This is a genomic window from Lichenihabitans psoromatis (assembly GCF_004323635.1).
Lineage (GTDB): Bacteria > Pseudomonadota > Alphaproteobacteria > Rhizobiales > Beijerinckiaceae > Lichenihabitans > Lichenihabitans psoromatis.
The window spans coordinates 3,361,197-3,383,202 of sequence record NZ_CP036515.1 but is presented as its reverse complement, the minus strand read 5'-3'; the positions used below and the strand labels follow the sequence as shown (position 1 = coordinate 3,383,202).

14 protein-coding genes are annotated in these 22,006 nt (G+C 62.6%); 9 read left to right on the top strand and 5 right to left on the bottom strand.

The window, feature by feature from the left end; translation table 11 throughout:
* Positions 1-160: 160 nt before the first annotated feature.
* Positions 161-4,441, bottom strand: a complete 4,281-nt coding sequence (locus EY713_RS15720) for a CheR family methyltransferase (protein WP_245572748.1) — start codon at positions 4,439-4,441, stop codon at positions 161-163.
* A gap of 557 nt (positions 4,442-4,998) precedes the next feature.
* Here EY713_RS15720 and EY713_RS15715 point away from each other — a divergent pair.
* The 6 genes from EY713_RS15715 to EY713_RS15690 all read left to right on the top strand — a co-directional run bounded on the left by EY713_RS15715 (position 4,999) and on the right by EY713_RS15690 (position 13,386).
* Positions 4,999-5,862, top strand: coding sequence for a slipin family protein (locus tag EY713_RS15715; RefSeq protein WP_210215280.1), 864 nt, complete (start codon positions 4,999-5,001; stop codon positions 5,860-5,862).
* Positions 5,863-5,936: 74 nt separating this feature from the next.
* Positions 5,937-6,623 (top strand): triose-phosphate isomerase family protein, encoded by a 687-nt coding sequence (locus tag EY713_RS15710; protein ID WP_131116467.1) that lies wholly within the window; start codon positions 5,937-5,939, stop codon positions 6,621-6,623.
* Positions 6,624-6,746: 123 nt separating this feature from the next.
* Positions 6,747-9,299, top strand: a complete 2,553-nt coding sequence (locus EY713_RS15705; RefSeq protein WP_131116464.1) for a plasma-membrane proton-efflux P-type ATPase — start codon at positions 6,747-6,749, stop codon at positions 9,297-9,299.
* Between the two features lie 82 nt (positions 9,300-9,381).
* Complete coding sequence (locus EY713_RS15700) at positions 9,382-10,251, top strand: ADP-polyphosphate phosphotransferase (RefSeq protein WP_131116462.1); 870 nt, start codon at positions 9,382-9,384, stop codon at positions 10,249-10,251.
* Positions 10,252-10,282: 31 nt separating this feature from the next.
* A complete protein-coding gene (locus EY713_RS15695; protein WP_131116458.1) occupies positions 10,283-11,023 on the top strand; it encodes an HAD family hydrolase in 741 nt (246 codons plus the stop codon).
* Positions 11,020-13,386: a glycoside hydrolase family 65 protein gene (locus EY713_RS15690; RefSeq protein ID WP_131116455.1), complete on the top strand. Its 2,367-nt coding sequence runs from the start codon at positions 11,020-11,022 to the stop codon at positions 13,384-13,386. The genes EY713_RS15695 and EY713_RS15690 overlap by 4 nt, the downstream gene beginning before the upstream one ends.
* Before the next feature lie 738 nt (positions 13,387-14,124).
* Here EY713_RS15690 and EY713_RS15685 read toward each other — a convergent pair.
* The 4 genes from EY713_RS15685 to EY713_RS15670 all read right to left on the bottom strand — a co-directional run bounded on the left by EY713_RS15685 (position 14,125) and on the right by EY713_RS15670 (position 19,400).
* A complete protein-coding gene (locus EY713_RS15685) occupies positions 14,125-15,156 on the bottom strand; it encodes a class I fructose-bisphosphate aldolase (protein ID WP_131116452.1) in 1,032 nt (343 codons plus the stop codon).
* A complete protein-coding gene (locus tag EY713_RS15680; protein ID WP_131116449.1) occupies positions 15,153-17,582 on the bottom strand; it encodes a phosphoketolase family protein in 2,430 nt (809 codons plus the stop codon). Before EY713_RS15680 ends, EY713_RS15685 begins: the two co-directional genes overlap by 4 nt.
* A 348-nt stretch (positions 17,583-17,930) precedes the next feature.
* The gene (locus tag EY713_RS15675; protein WP_131116446.1) at positions 17,931-18,806 is read right to left on the bottom strand and encodes a PRC-barrel domain-containing protein; all 876 of its coding nucleotides are present in this window, start codon (positions 18,804-18,806) and stop codon (positions 17,931-17,933) included.
* Positions 18,807-18,914: 108 nt separating this feature from the next.
* Positions 18,915-19,400, bottom strand: a complete 486-nt coding sequence (locus tag EY713_RS15670) for a DUF1269 domain-containing protein (RefSeq protein ID WP_131116443.1) — start codon at positions 19,398-19,400, stop codon at positions 18,915-18,917.
* A gap of 311 nt (positions 19,401-19,711) precedes the next feature.
* Between EY713_RS15670 and EY713_RS23610 the strand changes: the two genes are divergently transcribed.
* From EY713_RS23610 to EY713_RS15655, 3 genes are read left to right on the top strand one after another with little or no spacing between them, the layout of a single operon-like run.
* Complete coding sequence (locus tag EY713_RS23610; RefSeq protein WP_131116440.1) at positions 19,712-20,215, top strand: BON domain-containing protein; 504 nt, start codon at positions 19,712-19,714, stop codon at positions 20,213-20,215.
* Between the two features lie 8 nt (positions 20,216-20,223).
* Positions 20,224-20,658 carry a hypothetical protein gene (locus EY713_RS15660; protein WP_131116436.1) on the top strand — a complete coding sequence of 145 codons (435 nt, stop codon included), beginning with the start codon at positions 20,224-20,226 and terminating at the stop codon, positions 20,656-20,658.
* A 45-nt stretch (positions 20,659-20,703) separates the two neighbouring features.
* Positions 20,704-21,969, top strand: a complete 1,266-nt coding sequence (locus EY713_RS15655) for an acetate/propionate family kinase (RefSeq protein ID WP_131116433.1) — start codon at positions 20,704-20,706, stop codon at positions 21,967-21,969.
* The last annotated feature ends 37 nt before the right edge of the window (positions 21,970-22,006 follow it).

Below are 22,006 nucleotides of genomic sequence, written 5' to 3'. Positions count from 1 at the left end.
AGGGCTGGTCAGCCTTGAACTACGCGTGTGGGAGGTCATGCCGACATGACAGCCGAGGTCGAGCGTTTGCGCTGGCAGGGTGGCCGCCGGGCTTTTCAATCGGCACAAGGCCGCTGGGCTGCCATCCAACTGGTCGAATCCACATGATCCGGTAGGCCGATCAGAGTGCTTCCTCGACCGTGAACGCCTCTTCGGGCGGTCTGCTGGTGTCAACTGCCCTAGCGGCCATGGCCATGCGCGCCAGGGCCGGCATGGATTTCGAACCCGTTCGCTTCATGATCGACGCGCGGTGGTTTTCGACGGTGCGTTGGCTAATGCCGAGGTCCGCCGCGATGTTCTTGCTGGGGTGGCCCGCGAGAATGAGGCCCATGACCTGTCGCTGGCGCGGCGTGAGGTCGGACACCTGGTGGGCGGCCTTCTCCCGCCAAGCGAAAAGCTTGCTCTCGTCGTGGGATTGGTCGAGTGCGCGCGCGACCCCCAGGAGCAGGTCGTCGCGCCCGACCGGCTTCTCGATGAAATCCGACGCGCCGGCCTTCATCGCCCTGACCGCCATGGGCACGTCGCTGCGCCCCGTGATCATGATGGCGGGGAGCAGGTGTCCAGCGGCTCGCAGCCGCCGCAGGAGTTCAAACCCATCCATGCCGGGCAGGTAGGCATCAATGAGCAAACACGCACCATGTCCCGGCTGGTAAACCTCAAGAAAGGATTCGCAGGAGATGAACACCCTCACACTGTGTCCGGCGTCCTCGAGCACGAGGCGCATCGCGGCGCTGACCGCGTCATCGTCGTCGACCACGAAGACGGTCGAGTCGGCAACACCTTGCTTGGAGCTCGCGGTCGCTGGCGCGCGTGGCTGCGGAGGCGCCGGCAGGTCGGGCAGCATACGTTGGATGACATCCATCAGGGCGTCGAGCTTGACTGGTTTGTTCAGCTGGACGCAGTCGCTGTCGGCGATGTTTTGCAGCGTTTGTGTCGAAATGTCCCCGGTCAAAATGATCACTGGGACACGCCGCGCGAGCACGTCACCGAGTTTGACGCTCACCTCCAGCCCGCTGAGTCCGTTGGGAAGGTTGTAGTCCGTCAGAATGAGGTCAGGCACAACCTCGGCCCGGGTAACGAGGTCGAGCGCCGCCGTGGCGTTGAAGGCGGTTGCAATTCGATAACCCTCGTCCTGAAGGAAGAGCGCGAGCGACTGTCGCACGGCCGGATCGTCCTCGATGACCAGGATCGTACCCTTCTGAGCGTCAGCCGGCGATCCGTAAGATCTTGGCCGCATGGGGACCGCAGGCCGAATGGCGTTGCCTTGGAGGGCAAGACCGACGTCGACGATGAAAGCCGAGCCCTTTCCCGGCGTGGAGCGGACGCGAATCGGATGCCCTAGGAGGCTTGCCAGGCGCTTGACGATGGAAAGCCCCAGGCCGAGCCCACGGTCACGCTCCCGCGCGTCGTTATCGACCTGGTGGTATTCCTCGAAAATAACCTCCAAATCCTCGTCCGAAATCCCGATGCCTGTGTCCCAAATCTCGACGCTGAGTCGGTCAGCATGCCGTCGACACCCCATCAGAACCTTGCCATGGTCGGTATATCTCAGCGCGTTTGCCAGGAGGTTGCGCATCATTTGCTCGAGCAGTTGCGGGTCGCTTTCGACCAATAGACTGCAGGGGACGACGCGGAAGCCAAGATGCTGCTCGCCAGCGTGCCAGTTGAACTCGTCGCGCAATCGATCGAGAAGATCGTTGATGGGGAAGGCGGTCACCTCCGTCCGGACCGTACCAGCCTCAAGTTGATTGATGTCGAGCAGGGTGTTGAGCATCATCGACATCGAGGACGCCGTGTCGTCCAGTCTGGCGACGAGGACCAGGGCTTCTTCCGTCCGTCGCTCCGCAATCCTCTTGGCCAATACCCCTCGAATCAGCTTTAGGGCCTGAAGCGGCTGGCGAAGATCATGGCTGGCGGCCGCCAGAAATCGAGACTTTACGAGGTTCGCGGTCTCAGCTTGCTGCTGCGAGAACTGCAGCGATTTTGCGGCGATCTTCCGGTCTGTGATATCGGTGAAAGTGATGACGACCCCCTCCACCCCTCTGTCTGGGGTGCGATACGGCAGGATCCGCCGCTCGAACCATGTCCCCTTCTGCCCCTCTATTTCCCGATCGACGGGAGAGCCGTCCCGCAGCACCGCAGCGGCGTCGAGCGCGAGCGCGCCGTCGCTGGCCAAAGCATGAAGATCGGCGAGTGGGCGGCCAATATCACCTGGGATGATGCTGAACAACGATTTTGTGGCCGGCGTGAAGAACCGGATGTTCAGGGAAGTGTCGAGGAAGAGCGTCGCGACATCCGTGCTGTAAAGCACGTTCTGGAGATCGTTCGTTGTAGTGCGTTGCCGCTCGAGTGTTTCCTGCAACTGGCTGTTCAAGGCCGTCAGCTCTTCGATCAGCGCCTGCAATTCTTCCTTGGACGCAAGCAGTTCCTCGTTCGTCGACTGGTACTCCTCGCGGACCGACGAGGCTTCCTCGTCAATGGCCTTCTGCTCTTCGCTCGAGGCATCCAGGCCGCGGTTCGCGTCTTCGAGCTCCTGTCGCGTCGCGTCTAGCTCGCGTTCGAGGTCGGCGATCCTCGGTGACCCGCTCGCCACCGCGAGGGCGCGGTGCTCGGGCTGGTGTTGCGGCGCGTTGACGAAGCAGACCAGCAGGAGCTCTTCGCCCTCGCTCACTAGGGGCTGGACATCGATGCTGAATGCGAGCGTCTCGCCCCCCTCGATGATCCGGCCACCCGGGATCACAATGCCGGCGTTCTCGCGGATGGCCCTTTTTAGAGCTGATCGGAGTTTGGTCCTCAACTCAGGACGCGCCATGGCGAGCAAGTCCAAACTGGGCTGGCCCGGCACCACCTGCAGAAAGCGATTGATGGGGCCAAGTGAGAAAAGACAGTCGTGCCGGTGGTTCACCAGGATCGTCGCCGGAGCATGCGCATCCAGCACCCGCCTCTGGCAGAGCTGCGCCAAAACGCTTTGGCGTGAGGGCGCCGCCTGAGTTTCGACGCGCGCCATGGGCTTTACGGCCTCCGGCACTGCTTTAAGAAACGCAAACTCGCTCGGCCGGTTTCGCCCGATGCGCCGGTACAGACGCTCGGATTTGGCGATCAGCTCGAAACGCCCCTCGGCCCGGCCGACCGTCTCCGCGCTGCCGAGCAGGAGAATACCGCCCGGACGCAAGGCGAAGTGGAGAAGGGAGATGACGTTGCCCTGTGCCTCGGGGCTGAGATAGATCATCAGGTTGCGGCAGGAAACGACATCTAGCCGCGAGAAGGGTGGGTCGGACAGCAAGTCCTGAACCGTGAACACCACGAGAGCGCGCAGATCGGCCCGAATCCGATAATGATGGTCCTCCTTGACAAAGAAGCGAGCCAACCGCTGAGGTGACACGGCGGTCGCGATCGCCTCGGGATAAAGGCCCTCGCGCGCGCGCGCGACGGCATCCGAATCTACGTCGGAGGCGAAGATCTGAATCTTGATCTCCCTCTTGGCGGCGGTGATCGCCTCCCGAAACAGCATGGCCAGCGAGTAGACTTCTTCGCCCGTGCTGCACCCGGCAATCCAGATGCGAAGCGGCTGCTCCAGCGCTTGGTCGCGGACCAGATCGGGGACTACGTTTTTCGCAATATAGGCGAAAACGGCCGGATCGCGGAAGAACCCCGTGACGTTAATCAGAAGGTCCTTGGCCAGCAATTCGAGTTCATTGGCATCGCCCCGGAGACGCTCGACGTAGCGGCTCACGTCGCGGGTTTCTATGGAGACCATGGCCATCCGACGTTGGATCCGTCGCTCCAGCGTTCCTGTCTTGTAGGCTGTGAAGTCGTGCGCCGTTCGTCGCCGCAGTAGTTCGATGATCTCGGGGAGGTCCCCCGTTTTTGGCGGTGAGGCGAGAGCGACCGCCGCGAGTTTGCGCCCTGATCCTTGTCGCGTGTGATCGAGGAGCGCCTTGGCGATCTTGCCGACTGGGAGCACGAGATCGACCCCGCCCGTCGCGATCGCGCTTTGCGGCATGCCGTCGTAATCCGCTTCGATCGGATCCTGTGCGATGACGAAGCCACCGTTCGCCTTGATGTCGGCAAGTCCCAGGCTACCGTCGGTTCCCGTACCCGACAGGATCACGCAGATTGCACGCTCGCCGCAGTCCTCGGCGAGCGAATGCAGAAGGACATCGAAAGGTAGGCGCGCACCGCGTTGGGTTTTCGGCTTTGTGAGGTGCAGGGCGCCCTGGCGCACCGAAAGATATCGCCCAGGAGGAATGACATAAAGATGGTCTGGTTCGAGACGGAGCCCATCACTCGCCTCTTGGACCGTCATCGCCGTGTGGGTGGCGAGCAAGTCCACCATCATGCTGGCGTGGTTCGGCTCGAGATGCTGCACGAGCACGATGGCGACGCCGCTTTCTGCTGGCATGGCGTCGATGAGCCTCGTGCAGGCACCGAGCCCACCTGCCGAAGCTCCGATCCCGACAACGGCAAAGCGGGGCACAACGGTGGGCGGTGGGCCGCGCGACAACGTCGATCGCCGGCCCGACTTGGGGCGCTTTCCCTTAGCATGTTGGTTCAGTGGTTCTGGCATCGTCGAGGGTCCTCGTTCGCCAGCAGCAAAGAATGATAGCATGTTCCGCCGCAGAGTCGGAGGATCCGTTGCGCTGGCGGTCCGAATGGATCACAGGGGCTTTCGTAATCACGCCGCAGTAAGCGCAAATGGGGAGCGAGCCGCGGACGGCGACAGGTCTGACCACAGTGCTGCGACGTTGGCCAATGCCGTTGTATGCGGCTCTACCTAAGGCGATCGTCGAACTGAGTAGTTTCCGACCCTACCGCCGCAGCATCTTGCCATGATGTAAGTCTTGAAGACCGTCTAAGCCAACCTCCCAAACTGCCACCGCAGACCTTGAAGGTGCCAGATCGATCTGTTCGTCAATCTTCACTCCGCTGAAGGCGAACTCGCTTCTCCTTTGAAGGACGATGACAATGGGTCTTCTCTCGTTTTATCTGATCCCGATCCTGATCTTCGCGGCGTTCATCTTGCTCGGCATGAGCATCAGGATTCTCCGACAATACGAACGCGCCGTGGTGTTTACGCTTGGCAAGTTCGATCGCGTGAAGGGCCCGGGCCTCGTCCTGCTCATCCCCTTCATCCAGGAAATGGTCCGCGTCGACCTGCGCATTCAGGTCGTCGAGATTCCCAGTCAGGATGTGATCTCCCACGACAACGTCTCGATGAAGGTCGATGCGGTGCTCTACTTCAATGTCGTCAACCCCGAGCGCGCCATCATCCAGGTCCAGCGCTACCTGTCCGCCACCACGATGTTGGCCCAGACCACGCTGCGCGCCGTGCTCGGGCAGCACGAACTCGACGAAATGCTGTCCGAGCGCAAGAAGCTGAGCACGGACGTGCAAAGCATTCTGGACACCCAGACGGAAGCCTGGGGCATCAAGGTCAGCAACGTCGAGATCCGGACGGTCGAGCTGACCGACAACATGGTGCGCGCCATCGCCAAACAGGCCGAGGCCGAGCGCGACCGACGCGCCAAGGTCATCCATGCGGAAGCCGAGTTCCAGGCTTCGCAAACCCTCGTCAATGCGGCCACGATCCTGTCGAGCGTTCCAGCCGCCATGCAATTGCGCTACCTGCAGACGCTCACGGAGATCGGCGCCGAACAGAACTCGACCGTGGTGTTCCCGATGCCCATCGACATCATCAAGCCGTTCCTCGACATCGCGGCAAAAGCCGGCAAACCGGCGACCGCGAACGGTGCACTGATTCTCCCGGCCAACGGCGAGGCGGGACTTGCCCTGACCAACGGCAACGCAAACCACGGACAATAGCGTCAGTCCGCGGGCGCTTTCGGGCACCCGCATCGACCGGCCCACAAGCAAGACCGACCCACGATGAGGATGCCATGCGGTGCTTGATCGCGGGAAATTGGAAGATGCACGGGCTGGCCGCTCAGCTTGCCGAGATCGAGGCCGTGGCCACGTCGGTCGCGGCGACGCCGCCGAAAGCAGACACGCTGATCTGCGTCCCCGCCACCTTGATCTCACGCGCCGTGCAGACCGCCTCAGGCCGTATCCCTATTGGCGGAGAAGATTGCGACGCCCAGGATTCGGGCGCCTTTACGGTGATCGTCGGCCACTCGGAGCGGCGGCGCTATCACCAGGAGACCGATGCCGTCGTGGCCACCAAGGCGACGGCGGCGTGGCGCGCCGGGCTCGTGGCCATCATCTGTATCGGCGAGAGCGAAGCTCAGCGGCGTGACGGTCTCGCCCTGTCGACCTGCGGCGGCCAGATCGCCGGCAGCGTGCCGCAAGATTTGGCGGGACCCGATACCCTGGCGATCGCCTATGAGCCGCTCTGGGCGATCGGCAGCGGTCACATGCCGGCCGCGAGTGAGATCGTGGAGATGCACGACCACATCCGCCAGTGCCTCACGGATCGGTTCGGGGAGGTCGCGGGGAACGCGATCAGAATCCGCTATGGCGGATCGGTCAAGCTGTCCAACGCACGCGCGATCCTGTCGTTGCCCGAGGTCGGCGGCGCCAGCCTGAATGCCGCGGATTTCAACGCGATAATCGACGCCGCTGAGTAGTTTCCGATCCTTTTCGAACGCAGCGCCCGGTGCATAGCGTTAGCTGGCTTCGGGTCGGCGCGAGCGACCGTCGACCTCACGCTGCCCAGGCCCCCTTTTGCGCACGAAAACTGGAAGAGCCCCATGGCGACGCTCGACAAGGATCAGGCGAAGGCTCGCGATGCCAAATCGGATCCGACCATTAAGGCCGCCGACGATCTCAAGACACTTCCCCTGCCGGAGGTCGAGAACAGGCTCGGCTCGTCGCCGGATGGGCTCACGCAGTCCGAGGCAGACAAGCGGCTGACCCAATACGGGCCGAACGAGATCGCCGAGAAGACCGTCAATCCACTGCTGAAGTTCCTCTCGTATTTCTGGGGTCCCATCCCCTGGATGATCGAAATTGCGGTCGTGCTTTCAGCAGTCGTTCGGCACTGGCCGGATTTCTTCATCATCCTCTTGTTGCTCGTCGCCAATGCCTGCGTGGGTTTTTGGGAAGAACGCCAAGCCGGCAATGCCATCGAGGCGCTGAAGGCGAGGCTCGCCATCAAAGCCAGGGTCAAGCGGGATGGCAAATGGGTGACGCCGGCCGCGCGGGAGTTGGTGCCGGGCGATGTCATTCGATTACGCCTGGGCGATATCGTGCCGGCGGACGCCCGGTTGTTGGACGGCGACGAGATTTCTGTCGATCAGTCGGCGCTGACCGGAGAATCGTTGCCCGCCACGCGGAAACCCGGCGACGCGGTGTTTTCCGGTTCTATCCTGCGGCGCGGCGAGATCGGCGCGCTGGTCTATGCCACGGGGACGAAGACCTATTTCGGCAAGACCGCCGAACTGGTCGAGACGGCCGTCACGGTCAGCCATTTCCAGAAGGCCGTGCTGAAAATCGGCAACTACCTCATCGTTCTGGCTGTCGCCCTGGTGGCGGTCATCATCGCGGTGGCGCTCTACCGCGGCGACCCGATCCTCTCGACCCTGCAATTCGCCCTGGTGCTGACGGTCGCGGCCATTCCTGTGGCGATGCCGACCGTCTTATCGGTCACTATGGCGGTCGGGGCGCGCCTGCTCGCCAAGAAGCAGGCGATCGTGAGCCGCCTTGTGGCCATCGAGGAACTCGCTGGCGTGGACATGCTTTGCGCCGACAAGACCGGGACGCTGACACAGAACAAGCTGACGCTGGGCGACCCCTTTGCCGTCGACGACATGACGGCAGATCAGGTGGTCCTGAATGCCGCGCTCGCCTCGCGCGCCGACAATGACGACACCATCGATCTGGCGGTCCTGGGCGGATTGAAGGATGCTAAAGTGTTGCAGGCCTATGAGGTCCTGCATTTCACGCCGTTCGATGCCGTGCACAAGCGAACCGAGGCGACCGTCAAGGCCGCGGACGGCAGCACCTTCAAGGTGGCGAAGGGGGCGCCTCAGGTCATCCTCAAGATGGCGGACAATGCCGCGGCCGTGAAGACCGCCATCGACAAGGCGGTCGACGATTTCGCGGCGCGCGGCTTCCGCGCGCTCGGCGTGGCCCGTGCGGATGGCGATGGCAAATGGCAGCTGGTCGGCGTCCTGTCATTATTCGATCCCCCGCGCGAGGACGCCAAAGCCACGGTCGCCACCGCGCGCCAAATGGGCGTGAAGATCAAGATGGTGACCGGTGACGCGCTTGCCATCGCCCGTGAGACCGCCAAGACGCTGGACATGGGAGCCGATATCCTCGACGGCGCCGGCCTCGGCGACGCCAAGCGCGACGAAACCCTGGCGGTCGCCAAATCAATCGAGGACGCGGACGGGTTCGCCCAGGTGTTTCCCGAGCACAAGTTCCACATCGTGGACGTGCTTCAGAAGCGCGGGCACATCGTCGGCATGACGGGCGATGGCGTCAACGACGCGCCCGCGCTGAAGAAGGCGGACTGCGGGATCGCGGTTTCGGGCGCCACCGATGCGGCCCGTGCGGCCGCCTCGATCGTGCTGCTGACCCCGGGCCTGTCGGTGATCATCGACGCCATCAAGGAAAGTCGCCGCATCTTCCAACGCATGAACAGCTATGCGATCTACCGGATCGCCGAGACGCTGCGGGTGCTGTTCTTCATGACGCTCGCGATCCTGGTGTTCAACTTCTATCCGCTCACGGCAGTCATGATCGTCATGCTGGCGCTGCTGAACGACGGAGCGATCCTCTCGATCGCCTACGACAACGTCCAGTACAGGGACGAGCCCGAAGCCTGGAACATGCGCGTGGTCCTCGGCGTGTCCACGGTCCTGGGCGTGCTCGGCGTGATCTCGGCCTTTGGCCTATTCTACCTTGGCGAGCGCGTCTTTCACATCGACCGGCCGCATATCCAGACGCTCATGTATCTGAAGCTGTCGGTCGCCGGACATCTCACCATCTTCCTGACGCGGACGCGCGGCCCGTTCTGGTCCATTCGCCCGGCCAAGATTCTCTGGATGGCGGTGCTCGGAACCCAGGTAGTCGCGACCCTGATTGCGATCTTTGGCTTCGGCCTGGTGACTCCTCTGGCCTGGTATTGGGCCCTGCTGGTTTGGGGCTATGCCTTGGCCTGGGCGCTCGTGAACGATCGGGCAAAGCTGCTCACCTATCGCATTCTCGATGACGTCAAGAAGGACGAGAAGCCGAGGAAGGACAGTCAGCCACAAGGTGCCGGCAAAACCGTCGTTACGCCCGCAGCCGCCGCGTGAGAGCCTGAAGCCGTCGGCGCGTCAGACGCGGACACGCGCAGCGACGACGGACGATGTGCCACAAACAGCCGAAGGAACGACGATGAAAATCCATACAAAGCACTTTCGGGTGCGTGAAGGCGACAACGTCGATCTCAAGCAATGGCCGACCGTCACCGATCCCGTCTACAAATCGAGCGAGCAGTACAAGCAGCTTCTAGCGGAACATATCGAGAAATTAAGCGCGCTGCAGCACATGCACTACGCGTCTAACCACTACGCCGTGCTGCTGATTTTTCAGGCCATGGATGCGGCCGGCAAGGATGGCGCGATCAGGCATGTGATGTCGGGCGTCAATCCGCAGGGCTGTCAGGTCTTCAGCTTCAAGCACCCGAGCGCGACCGAACTGGAACACGACTTTCTCTGGCGCACAACCCGCGATCTGCCGGAACGGGGACGGATCGGCATCTTCAACCGCTCCTATTACGAGGAAGTTTTGATCGTCCGGGTCCATCGCGACATTCTTCACAGCGAAGGCATCCCGGACGCGCCCCGCCACGACGGCAAGATGTGGCACGACCGCTATCGCTCGATCGTCGATTTGGAGCAGCACCTCCACGCGAACGGCACCCGCATCGTCAAGTTTTTCCTGCATTTGTCGAAGGACGAACAGTGCAAGCGGTTCCTGGCGCGGATCGACGAGCCCGACAAGAACTGGAAATTCAGCCTCGCTGACGTCGAGGAACGGAAGTCCTGGAAGCAATACCAAACCGCCTATGAACAGTGCCTCAGTGCAACGAGCACAGAGCATTCACCTTGGTATGTGGTTCCGGCGGACGACAAGGAGAATGCCCGCCTGATTGTCTCCCAGATCGTGGTCGACACGCTCGAGGGGCTCGACATGAGCTATCCCAAGGTCAGCGCCGAGCGCCAGCAGCAACTCCAGGCCATCCGGCGCGAACTGACGGCCTGACGGCCTCGCCATGCCCTCAAGGTCCCATCCCATGAACGATCGCGCTTCACCGAATCCGCCCTCGCAGTCCGCAAAGCTGACGGCTGTCATCTTCGATGTCGACGGCGTCCTGCTGGCGTCCCCGCATGAGCAAGCCTGGCGCGAGGCGCTGGAAGGCTTCGCCGATCCGGGCCGTTTCACGACCGCCCTGTACCAGGCCGAGGTCGCGGGCAAGCCGCGCCTCGCCGGGGCTCGCGCGGCCTTGGAGGCGCTCGGGGTGCCCGATGCCGCGCGGAAAGTTACCGTCTACGCCGCGCGGAAGCAGAAACGCCTGGAGGATTTGATCGCGGCCGGAGAGGTCGAGGCCTTCCCCGATGCGCTCCGTTTCGTCGCGTCGGTGCGTACGCTGGGGTGGCCCATCGCTGTTGCCTCGTCCTCGAAGAACGCCAACGGGATGATGAAGACCATCCGTCTGCCTTCCGGCGAGAGCCTGCTTGATATGTTCGATGCCAATGTCTGCGGGCGCGATGTCAAGAAGGGCAAACCGGATCCGGAGATCTTCCTGCTGGCTGCGGCGGCCCTGCACGTCGCGCCAGCAAACTGCCTCATCGTCGAGGATGCTCCCGCCGGAATTGAGGCAGCCCGCAGCGGCGGCATGGGAGCGCTCGGCGTCGCCCGCCAGGACGATGCAGCCCTGCTGCAGGCGGCTGGCGCCGATCTCGTCGTGACGAGCCTCGACGCCATTGCCATCGACGCCTTGACGGGCGTCCGACTTCGCCAGGTGGCGGCATGACCGGGCCGAAAAGCATGGACCAACTGCTCGCGCCGACTGCCGACCCTGCCTGGGTCTTCATCGCGGATGGCTTCGATCCGCTTCGCGAAACCAGTGTCGAGTCGCGTTTCGCGATCAGCAACGGCTTTCTCGGCGTCAGGGGTGGACGCGCGACGACCCGTGGCACCCGCTGGGTCGCTCCGGCCCGGACCTATGTGGCCGGACTGTTCGACACTCCCGATACCGAGCACGCGACACCGGGGCTCGTTCCAGCCCCGGATTGGTTGCAGGTGCGTCTTCTGGTCAACGGCGTGCCGATGGTGCGTCACCCCGGCGAAGTACTGTCGCATCGCATGACGCTGGACGTGCGGCGAGGCGCCTTGCTTAGTGAAAGCAGCCGATTGAAGACGGCGGACCTCAACCTTCATCTGAAGACCTTACGTCTGGTCTCGATGAGCGAGCGCGGGCTTGGGCTGCAACTGATTCACATGATGGTTGAGACCGGTGTAGTCGATGTCACGGTCGAGGCCTCTTGCGAAGGCGTTGGCCTGGGGCTGCTGAGCGATCATTTGGATCAGGAACTGGGAGTTTGGCATACCGCCCATTCCGGCAAGGGCCTCGGGATGGCGGCCGCAGCGTTACTCCAGATCGATGGCCGTGATGTTAAGCCCACGTCTCTCGGTCAATTCAAATGGGCTTGGTCGTGGACCACGCAGCCCGGCCAAACCGTGTGTTTCGAGCGGTCGGTCGCGATCGTCCGCAGCGACGTCAAGACCATCGATGCGGGAAATGCGGCCCGGGACAAGCTCCGGAATGCAGAACGGATCGGCTGGCGCGGCATGCTCGCGGCTCATGATGCGGTCTGGTCGTCGCGCTGGCAGTTCAGCGACGTCACGGTCGAAGGTGATGCGACGGCGCAGAAAGTCCTCCGCTTTGCACTGTATCACCTGAATAGCGCCGCCAATCCGGACGACGAGCACGTCTCGATCGGGGCACGCGCGCTGACCGGCGACGATTATCGTGGCCATGTGTTCTGGGACACCGAGATCTTCCTGCTGCCTTTTTACACCCTGACCTGGCCCGAAGCGGCGCGTGCCTTGTTGATGTACCGTTTTCATACCCTCGATGGCGCGCGGGCTAAGGCGGCCGGCATGGGTTGGCGCGGCGCCTTCTACGCCTGGGAATCCGCCGACACAGGGGCCGAGATGACGCCGACGCAGGCGGTTGGTCCGGATCGCACGATTATCAAGATCCTCTGCGGCACGCAGGAGCAGCACATCAGCGCCGACGTGGCTTATGCGGTCTGGCATTATTGGGAAGCCACCGGGGACGAGGACTTTCTGCTCGACGCCGGGGCCGAGATCCTCCTGGAAACGGGGCGGTTCTGGACAAGCCGTGCCCAGCCCGAAGCAGACGGGCTATGCCATATCCGTGGCGTCATCGGACCCGACGAATATCACGAGCATATCGACGATAACGCCTTCACCAACGTCATGGCGCGGTGGAACATCCACCGCGCGATCGATGTCGCAGCATTGTTGAGGAAGCGATGGCCAGATCGCTGGGCCAACCTTGCCGAACGCTTGAAGCTCGACGAGGCCGAACTTAAGCGGTGGCGGGCCGTGGCGGACACCATCGCGACCGGGCTCGATCCGAAAACCGGTCTGTTCGAGCAGTTCGCGGGCTATTTTGTGCTCGAGGACATTGATCTTGCTGACTACGCGGGCCGCTCGGTCCCGATGGACGTGGTGCTGGGGCGGGAGCGGACGCAGCGATCACAGGTGGTCAAGCAGGCCGATGTCGTCGCGCTTTTGGGCTTACTGCCGGAGGAATTCAGAGGCGAGAGCGCGGTGGCAAATTTCCGCTACTATGAGCACCGGTGCAGCCATGGCAGCTCATTGAGCAAAGCCATGCACGGCCTCGTGGCCGCGCGCTTGGGCGCGAGCGAAGCGGCACTCCGCTATTTCCTGGAAACCGCCGCGATCGACCTCTCGGACACTAAAGTGGCAATCGACGGCGGCGTCCACATTGCGGCGCTTGGAGGGCTTTGGATTATGGCCGTCTTCGGCTTTGCTGGCTTGTCGGTCCGCCGCGACGGCATCGCGCTCGACCCGAAACTGCCCCGCGGCTGGACCAGCCTTGCCTTCAGCGTCCAGTGGCGCCGCCGCACGCTGAAGGTCAGGGTCGAACAAGCCAAAACCCTGATCGAAGCCACGCTGGAGGCCGGAGAGCCGATGACGATTTTCATCGGTGGAGAACCCTATGAGCTCCGACGCGGCATTCCGCTCGAGATCGACGTTGAAAGTCGAAGCGTCACAGGCATTCATCAATCGAAGGGAAAAACCGAAGCAAGCTGCAGGCCTGTGTCGGCGGGTGTCAGCTAGAAGCCGTACCACGCTGGAGCTTTGGCACCAGGCATAGGGCCTCTGACGACGCCGAGAGACTCGCGCGGACCGAAAGCGCTGCGAATTCTCCGTTTGGGTCATCGCAGTAGGTAGATTCCGATGGTTCCTCAGCCTGGCACAGCAAGTAATGTTCTGGGACCGTGGTCGGGCCACGATGCTAGCTTGGGACACTTTTTCTAAAGGGGGGACTTCCATGCAGCATTTGATGTGGAGAATGACGCCCAATGGAGAGTTAACGTGCGGCACCGACGCATTTCAGCTGTCGGTCGGGGAAATTGGTGGATTGACCCGGTTTCTCGTCTTTCGAACACCAGCGACCGACGGGGAGAACTCACGGGAGCTGCTCGGTTCTGGGACTTCGCCTAACGCACGAGCGGCGATGGTCTCGGCCGAGAGGTTGGCCAAGAGTTTCGAGGCCATTGCACCGAGGCCCATGATTTTGGAGCCGGACCTTTCCCAAACCTCTCTTTGGCCCCAGTCGCGGCTCACGTCGGAGTTGATGAGGTGATGAATGCCAGACCGAGTGGCATTGGCAGCGCGGCAATCAAGGTGCGAACAGCGCGTCAAGAGCCTTGAGGGTGGTCTCTCTTACCGGTGTTCGGTCATCCTGTCGGCGCACTCTGATTCTCCCCAATCGCACCGCGACCCGCCGGATCGACTCAGAGCCCCCGCGGCCTCCCCACACCTCGGTCGCTTGAGCTTAGAACCGAGCCTGTATCACATGCTTTCCATTGCTTCACGATAGGCGCCACGGCGTGCCGCCACGTTGCATTGCGCCCGATGGTGCAAAGCGCGCTGCGCCGCGACCACGTTCGACTGCCTGCCGCGCCAGATCTCCAGGGCCGGCTGCTGGATGGCGCGGGCGTAGGAAAAGGCCAGGGCCCAAGGCAGCGGCGCCGCCCGTGGTTTGGAACGGCTGTTCATCGCGTTGAGGCGCGCCGATGCGAGTTTCGCGGACTGGCCGCCCGACAGGAAGGCAATGCCCGGAACGGCGGCCGGGACGGCGTGCAACAGGCAGCGCACCGTCGCGTCGGCCACCTCTTCCACGGCGTCCTGCTGCGGACAAGTCAAGCCGGGAAGGATCATGTTGGGTTTGAGGATCAAGCCTTCCAGCACCACGCCTTGCAGGTGAAGTTGTTCAAACACGTTGAGCAGAACCTGCTCGGTCGTGGCGCGGCACTGCTCCATCGTGTGATCGCCGGCCATCAGCACCTCCGGCTCGACGATCGGGACCAGACCGGCTTCCTGGCATAGGGCCGCATAGCGGGCCAAAGCGTGCGCATTGGTCTCGATACAGGCTTGGGTCGGCAGGCAGTCCCCGAGCGCGATGACGGCGCGCCACTTGGCGAAGCGGGCGCCCATCGCAAAATACGCCTTGAGCCGGTCCCGTAGACCGTCCAGCCCCTCGGTGATCTTCTCGCCGGGATGACCCGCCAGATCCTTGGCGCCGATGTCGACCTTGATGCCGGGGATGATGCCGGCCTCTCGGATGACTTCGATAAACGGCGACCCATCCTTTTTGCTCTGCCGGATGGTCTCGTCGTAGAGGATCACGCCGCTGATGCATTCGCCGAGATGGGGCGTCGTCACGATCAGCTCGCGATAGGCGCGCCGGGCCTCCTCAGTCTGGGGAATGCATTGCTTGGCGAAACGCTTGTTGCAGGTGCCGTTGCTCTCGTCCATCGCCAGCAGCCCCTTGTGGTCGGCCACCAACGCCCTTGCCGTATCGGCGAGCTCCTGGATTCTCATGTGGATTTTCCCCACGTCCAGTTGACGATTTCCGGCATGTCCTTGCCGTGCTTTTCGATGAAGTGCTTGTGCTCGATCAGCCTGTCCCTGACGAACTGCTTGAGGTAAGCGCCCCGGCTGCCGAGGTGCGGCAGGCGATCCACGACGTCCTGGACGAGGTGGAACCGGTCGAGATCGTTCTGCACACGCATGTCGAAGGGCGTCGTGATCGTGCCCTCTTCCTTGTAGCCGCGCACGTGCAGGTTGCGGTTGGTTCGCCGGTAGGTCAGCCGATGGATGAGCCAGGGGTAACCGTGGTAGCCGAAGACGATGTGCTTGTCGGTGGTAAAGAGCGCATCGTAATCCGCGTCGCTGAGGCCGTGCGGATGCTCGCTCGCCGATTGAAGCCGCATGAGGTCGACGACGTTAACCACCCGGATTTTCAGCTCTGGCAGATGCTCCCGGAGGATTGAGACGGCCGCCAGGATCTCCAGCGTAGGAGTATCCCCGCAGCAGGCCATCACGACGTCCGGCTCCCCCTCCTGGTCGTTGCTCGCCCACTGCCAGATGCCGATCCCCTCCGTGCAATGGATGACGGCGGCCTCCATGGTGAGCCACTGGGGTAGCGCGTGCTTGCCCGCCACCACCACGTTGACGTAGTGGCGGCTGCGCAGGCAGTGGTCGAACACCGACAGCAGGCAATTGGCATCCGGCGGCAGGTAGACCCGCACGATGTCGGCCTTCTTGTTGACCACGTGGTCGATGAAGCCGGGGTCCTGGTGGGTGAAGCCGTTGTGGTCCTGCTGCCAGACGTGTGAAGCCAGCAGGTAGTTGAGCGAGGCGATATTGCGACGCCACTGCAGTTCCGCCGTGACCTTCAGCCATTTCGCGTGCTGGCTGAACATCGAGTCGACGATGCGGATGAACGCCTCGTAGCTGTTGAACAGGCCGTGCCGGCCGGTCAGCAGATAGCCTTCTAAAAAGCCTTCACACTGGTGCTCGCTCAGCATGGAATCGACGACGCGACCGTCCGGCGCGAGGAACTCGTCCATGCTTTCCGTTCGGGCATCCCACTGCCGGTTGGTGACCTCGAAGACGGCCCCCAGCAGGTTCGAGAGTGTCTCGTCCGGGCCGAAGATTCGAAAGTTCCGTCGCTCCTGGTTCAGCTTGGCGACGTCGCGCAGGAAATGCCCCAGCACGAGCGTGTCCTGGCCCATGACGGCACCAGGCGCAGGAACAGTCACCGCGTGGTCGCGAAAGTCCGGCATGCGCAGGTCGCGCAAGAGCAGGCCGCCGTTGGCGTGCGGATTGGCGCCCATCCGGCGGTCGCCCTTCGGCGCCAGTTCCGCCAGCTCGGGGATAAGTCGCCCGTTCCGGTCGAACAGCTCTTCGGCCTTGTAGCTCTTCATCCAGCTTTCGAGCAGCGCCACGTGCTGCGGATGCTGCTCATCGACGAGAAGCGGCACCTGATGGGCTCGCGAGGTTCCCTCGATCCGGAGCCCGTCGACGACCTTCGGGCCGGTCCAGCCCTTGGGCGACCGCAGGACGATCATGGGCCAGCGCGGCCGCGCGGCGGATGGGTCGGTGCGAGCGGTTTTCTGGATGAGATGGATCTGCTCGACGGCCTTCTCCACCGTGGCGGCCATTAGCTCATGCATCGTGTCCGGGTCGTCGCCCTCGACAAAGAGCGGGATCCAGCCGCAGCCCCGGAAGAACTGCTCCAGTTCCTCGTGCTCGATGCGGGCCAGGATCGTCGGATTATTGATCTTGAAGCCGTTGAGATGGAGGATCGGCAGCACGGCCCCGTCCGATACCGGGTTCAGCAGCTTGTTCGACTGCCAGGCCGTCGCCAGCGGTCCGGTCTCGGCCTCGCCGTCGCCAATCACGCAGGCGACGATCAGAGCGGGATTGTCAAAGGCAGCCCCGAAGGCGTGGCTCAACGAATAGCCGAGTTCGCCGCCCTCGTGGATCGAGCCCGGAGTGGTCGGCGCCACGTGGCTTGAGATGCCACCGGGGAACGAGAACTGCGTGAACAGCTTTTTCATCCCGGCCTCATCCTGGCTGATGTCCGGGTAGATCTCGCTGTAGGTGCCCTCCAAATAGGTATTCCCGACCAGCGCCGGGCCGCCGTGACCAGGCCCCGCGATATAGAACATGTCGAGGTCGTATTTCTTGATGACCCTGTTCAGGTGTACGTAGATGAAGTTCTGTCCCGGCGTGGTGCCCCAGTGGCCGACGACCAGCGGCTTGACGTGGTCGAGCGTCAGCGGCTCCCGCAGCAGCGGGTTATTATAAAGATAGATCTGCCCGACCGACAGGTAGTTGGCGGCACGCCAATAGGCGTTCATCTTGCGCAGTTCGTCGGAACCTAATGTCCCGCGCTTTTCCGGGGTGCCGGTGCTGGCTGTGCTGCTCGGCGGCTCGCGCGTCAGCGGTGGTGCGTCCATGTCGGGTGATCCTCATGTGGTTCGGGTCGGTGTCTGCGTCCCGGCCGTTCTGCGCAGCTCGGGCGCAAGACGGCTGGCCGGTGGGGATTTTGATGTTGCGGACGACTTGACCGGCATGCCCGGCCGCTAGGCTTGAAGCCTTCGCTCAAGAAACAGCCCGAGTCGTTATAATGCGGAACGCCAATGCTGAGCATGCGACCGTAGCGCCGTTTCCGCCTGCAAGAGAGCTTCGGAAACTACTCAACGCCCGATTTAAGGACACGGGGGCGAACACCTTTCCAGATGCCCGCCTTTTGCTCCGCGATCAGGGGAGGTCGCCATGGCGATCGAGAAAACCCGTCTCGCAAATCAGTTGGCCGCGAGATGGGTCTTCCAGTAATTGTCCACCTTCTGGCTCGTCTCGGTATACTGCGCATTCGTGAAGAACTGATCGTGCTTGACTTTGGGGGCGCCCTCCATAACGCTCTTGCTGGTATCGAGGACCAGCAGGTTCGTGTTCGGCGTCGCCTTGATGTCCGTCCAGGGCACCGGGACATATTTTTGATCGATGCCGAATAATCCGCCCCGCGCGACGATCAGGTAAGCGATCTTGCCGCTTGTTGGGCTCATCACCAGGTCGTCAACGCTGCCGAGCGATTCATCCTTCTGGTTGCGGACCTCGGTTCCGATCAACTCGTCGGACCGCAGGGACATGGTCCGATCCGCGACCGGCTGGGCGGCGGCGATCTGCTGCTGCCGCCAGCCGGGCCCGTCGACCATCGCCGACTTTCCATCACGCATATCGGCGGCGTATTTATTGTAGATCGCGTTCGTTGTTGCGAGCACAGCCTGGCAGGGCTGTTCCTTTCCCTGGCGGGCCAGGATGTTTGCCGCCGAGACCAAAACCCGGATTTCGTAGCCTGGGCGTGCGTTCTGATAGCCGACCCCCATGGCGGGTCGATATTCGCCCATCGCATAGCCATAGCCATTGCCCCATCCGCCGGCCGGGTACCCATACCCGTACTCCGATCCGCCCAGCCAATACCCTCCCTTGTCCATCTTTGTATTGAACGCCCGAAGATCGCTCAGGCAGGTCTCCGCCGGCTTGATGGCGGGCGCGTCGCTCGTCACTGCTGTTGTATTCACCGCAGTCGTGCCTGCAACGGCTTCAGCCGCAAGCAGCGGGCTCCCGATGCCAAGAGAGAGGCATAATGCAACGGAACTGAATAGGAGGAAATTCTTCATGGGATCATCTCTTCTTGCTGTGGCCTAATGTAGACCATGCCACCTAGCTGGGCTTTCGCGAATCAATGGAGCAGCCTCGGAAAATACTCAGGTCTCGCTTCAACTGACTTATCCGACGCTTTCGAGCACCTGTGGTTGGTGATGCAGATCGAAGCGCGACGGCCCGCTTCCCCCGAGGATCGCTTTTGCCCTGGACATTTCCTCCCGGCTCTTGCGCGCCATCGCGAGAAAACTGTCGGCCGCCAAAGCTGTCTCGTAACTCAGCACACTGTCTTTTAAGATACCGGCGCCATGGAGCGCTGCGCCGAGCGCGCTCAGGCCACCAACGACGACGGCGGACTCGGCGGCGGAAAGCGCGATCGCCGCGAGATATCCGAGCACGACGACGTAATCCACGACTAAAATGGTCATGAACAGGCCGCCGAAAAAGAGGCCACGGAGCCCACCCCAGTAGGCCCCGCGCCTGCCCCAGAATCGGACCCGGTCGCCCATGTTGTAGAAGCCCGTGACTTTCTCGTCGGTGTGATAGCCTTTGCCGACGATGCTGAGGTCCTTCATGTCGAAGACGGCGACGGCCGCATCATAATGGTCCATGGTCTTGGATTTCGGAACGAAAGAGGACGAGGGCTGGGGCCGCGATGGCCCGAGGATTTGAGAAGTTTCGATACTTTCGGCCTGCCACGTCGAACGAACTGCTGGACGCACTATAGCGCGGATGGGTCCGCGGGCGCAGGTTCGGAATGTACTCAGGCGGCTGCTCTGAGCGATGATGACGGCATCGGTTAGTGGCTGAAAACCAGAGCGGTTATCGTGAGTTCGCCGGGAATGGTTCCAAGTGCCTCTCGAGGCGGAGGTTGAGTGTCTGGCCCGGGATCGACAGACCTTGAGTAGTTTCCGATCCTCTCTTGTTTCTTCGTCGCCAACTAGCGTTGGGGCTCCATGGTCGCAATCCAAGAACCTCGAGGTTTCCATTGTCCAGTTCCAAGGGATTGAAGCAGGCTTCGGCGAGCCCGGCTGCGGATGCAGCCCGGATCGAGGTCCCGCTTAAGGGACACGCGACACGGAGTCATCGGGCCGCAACCCTAGCCGGTGAGCACGCGCCCTGCTTGAATTGGTGCGATGCCGACATCGCCGCGACCGCGGCAACTCTGCTTGCCTGGCACAAGGTCGACCCAGGGTTCATGGTGACACTGAGGGTCGACAAGGGATGGATCACCCTCAGCGGACGTGTCGATTGGTCGTTCCAGAGGTATGCCGTCGAACAGGATGTCCGGCGGTTGCTCGGCGTGACCGGCGTCACGAGCACGATCGAGATTCAACCGATCGCCGCAGCTTCCAGTCGGAGCAGTTCGATCCGATCTGACGTGCGTGGGGACGACAGCCCCATGGCCTTCCAGCTTGCGCGATAGAGCTGCCGGTGCGTTATTTTCTGGATGCCGAGTTCAACGGTTTCGGCGGCCTGCTCATCTCCTTGGCGCTCGTGCCGCAGGAGCCGGATTACGCCCCCTTCTACGAGGCACTGCCGTGTGCCGCGCCCGAGCCCTGGGTTGCGACGCATGTGCTGCCGGTTCTGCACACCAAGCCGATCTCCCGGCCCGCGATGATTGCCAAGCTGGGAGCGTATCTACGTGACGATCCGGCACCGGTGGTGGTGGCGGACTGGCCCGAGGACATCGCGCATTTGGCGCAGCTGATGGTCACAGGCCCGGGCTATCGTCTTGCCTCACCGAGGCTGATCTTCGAATTACTTGATTTGCCGCTCTTCGATTCAGAGACGCTCAGCGAGGTGCCACACAACGCCTGTTACGACGCGAGAGCGTTGCGGACCTACGTTCTGGCGGAACAGCGTTAATCTCGCTCGCAGCACGCGCGAGAGCCCAACGAGGGAGACCCGACGATGGGAGACGAACGGCAAGCGTCAGATACCGGCGGCGCAAGACCCCAGCCTCGCCATAGGAGAACCGAGCGCGGTCCCACGCGGCCCATTCTGTCTGTGAATAGCGGGTCCTCGTCTGTGAAGTTCGGCTTGTTTGATGTGACCTCGCCACGCACCGAGACTCTGCTCACAGGCGAAGTGGAACGCAGCAAGGACGGCACTGGGCTCTTCCGCGGCCACGAACGAAAAGGCCAGGAAAAAACGGTCGACGAGCATATGCCGGCTGCCGGCGATCGCGACGTCATGCTCCGAATTTGCAAATTTCTGGTTGATTCGAACAGGCCGGTGCCCATCGCGGTCGGGCATCGCATCGTGCACGGAGGGCCGAAACTTCGCCAGCATTGTTTGATCGACGCGACAGTCATCCAACAGCTCGAAAGCGCGACGATCTTCGCGCCCCTCCACATGCCGCCGGCTCTTGGGATGATCCGCTACGCGCAGGACCTGTTCTCAGACGTCCCGCAGGTTGCGTGCTTCGATACGGCCTTTCACGCTGACCTGCCCGACATTGCCCGCGTCCTGCCCATCGCTAGGGACCTGCAGGCGGAGGGCATTCAACGCTACGGCTTCCATGGGTTGTCTTGCGAGTCGATCCTGCACCAGCTTTCAACCGAGGTGCCGAAGCGCCTCATCATCGCCCATCTGGGCAACGGCGCGAGCGTCACAGCGGTCGAAAGCGGCCGGTCGATCGACACCAGCATGGGCTTGACCCCGACCGGCGGCGTCGTGATGGGCACGCGCAGCGGCGACCTCGACCCCGGCGTTCTGGTCTATCTCATGCGCGAGAAGGGTTTCGACGCGGCCAGGATCGAAGATCTGGTCAACCATCGGTCCGGCCTCCTCGGCGTCTCGGGGCTCGCGAGCGACATGCGGACGCTGCACGACGCCGCATCGTCGAAGCCCACCGCAGACCTTGCCGTCCGGATGTTCTGCTATTCCGTGCGCAAGCAGATCGCCGCTATGATCGGCGCGCTCGAGGGGATAGACCTGATCGTCTTCACCGGTGGCATCGGGGAAAACGACGCCGCCGTCCGCGCAGCGATCTGTAGGGGCTTGGCGTGGGCCGGCGTTGACCTTAAGGCGGCCCAAAACCGATCGACAACCGATCCAGTCAGAGATCGGCAAGGGCACTGCAGCGTGCAGGTTCTCCCCTCGCTCGAGGACGAGCAGATTGCCCGCCACACCTGGTTGCTTCTGAACCCTACGGGTGAAAACGGCATGTCCTGAACGATGGACTGGGTAGTTTCCGAGCCTGCCGCCGGCG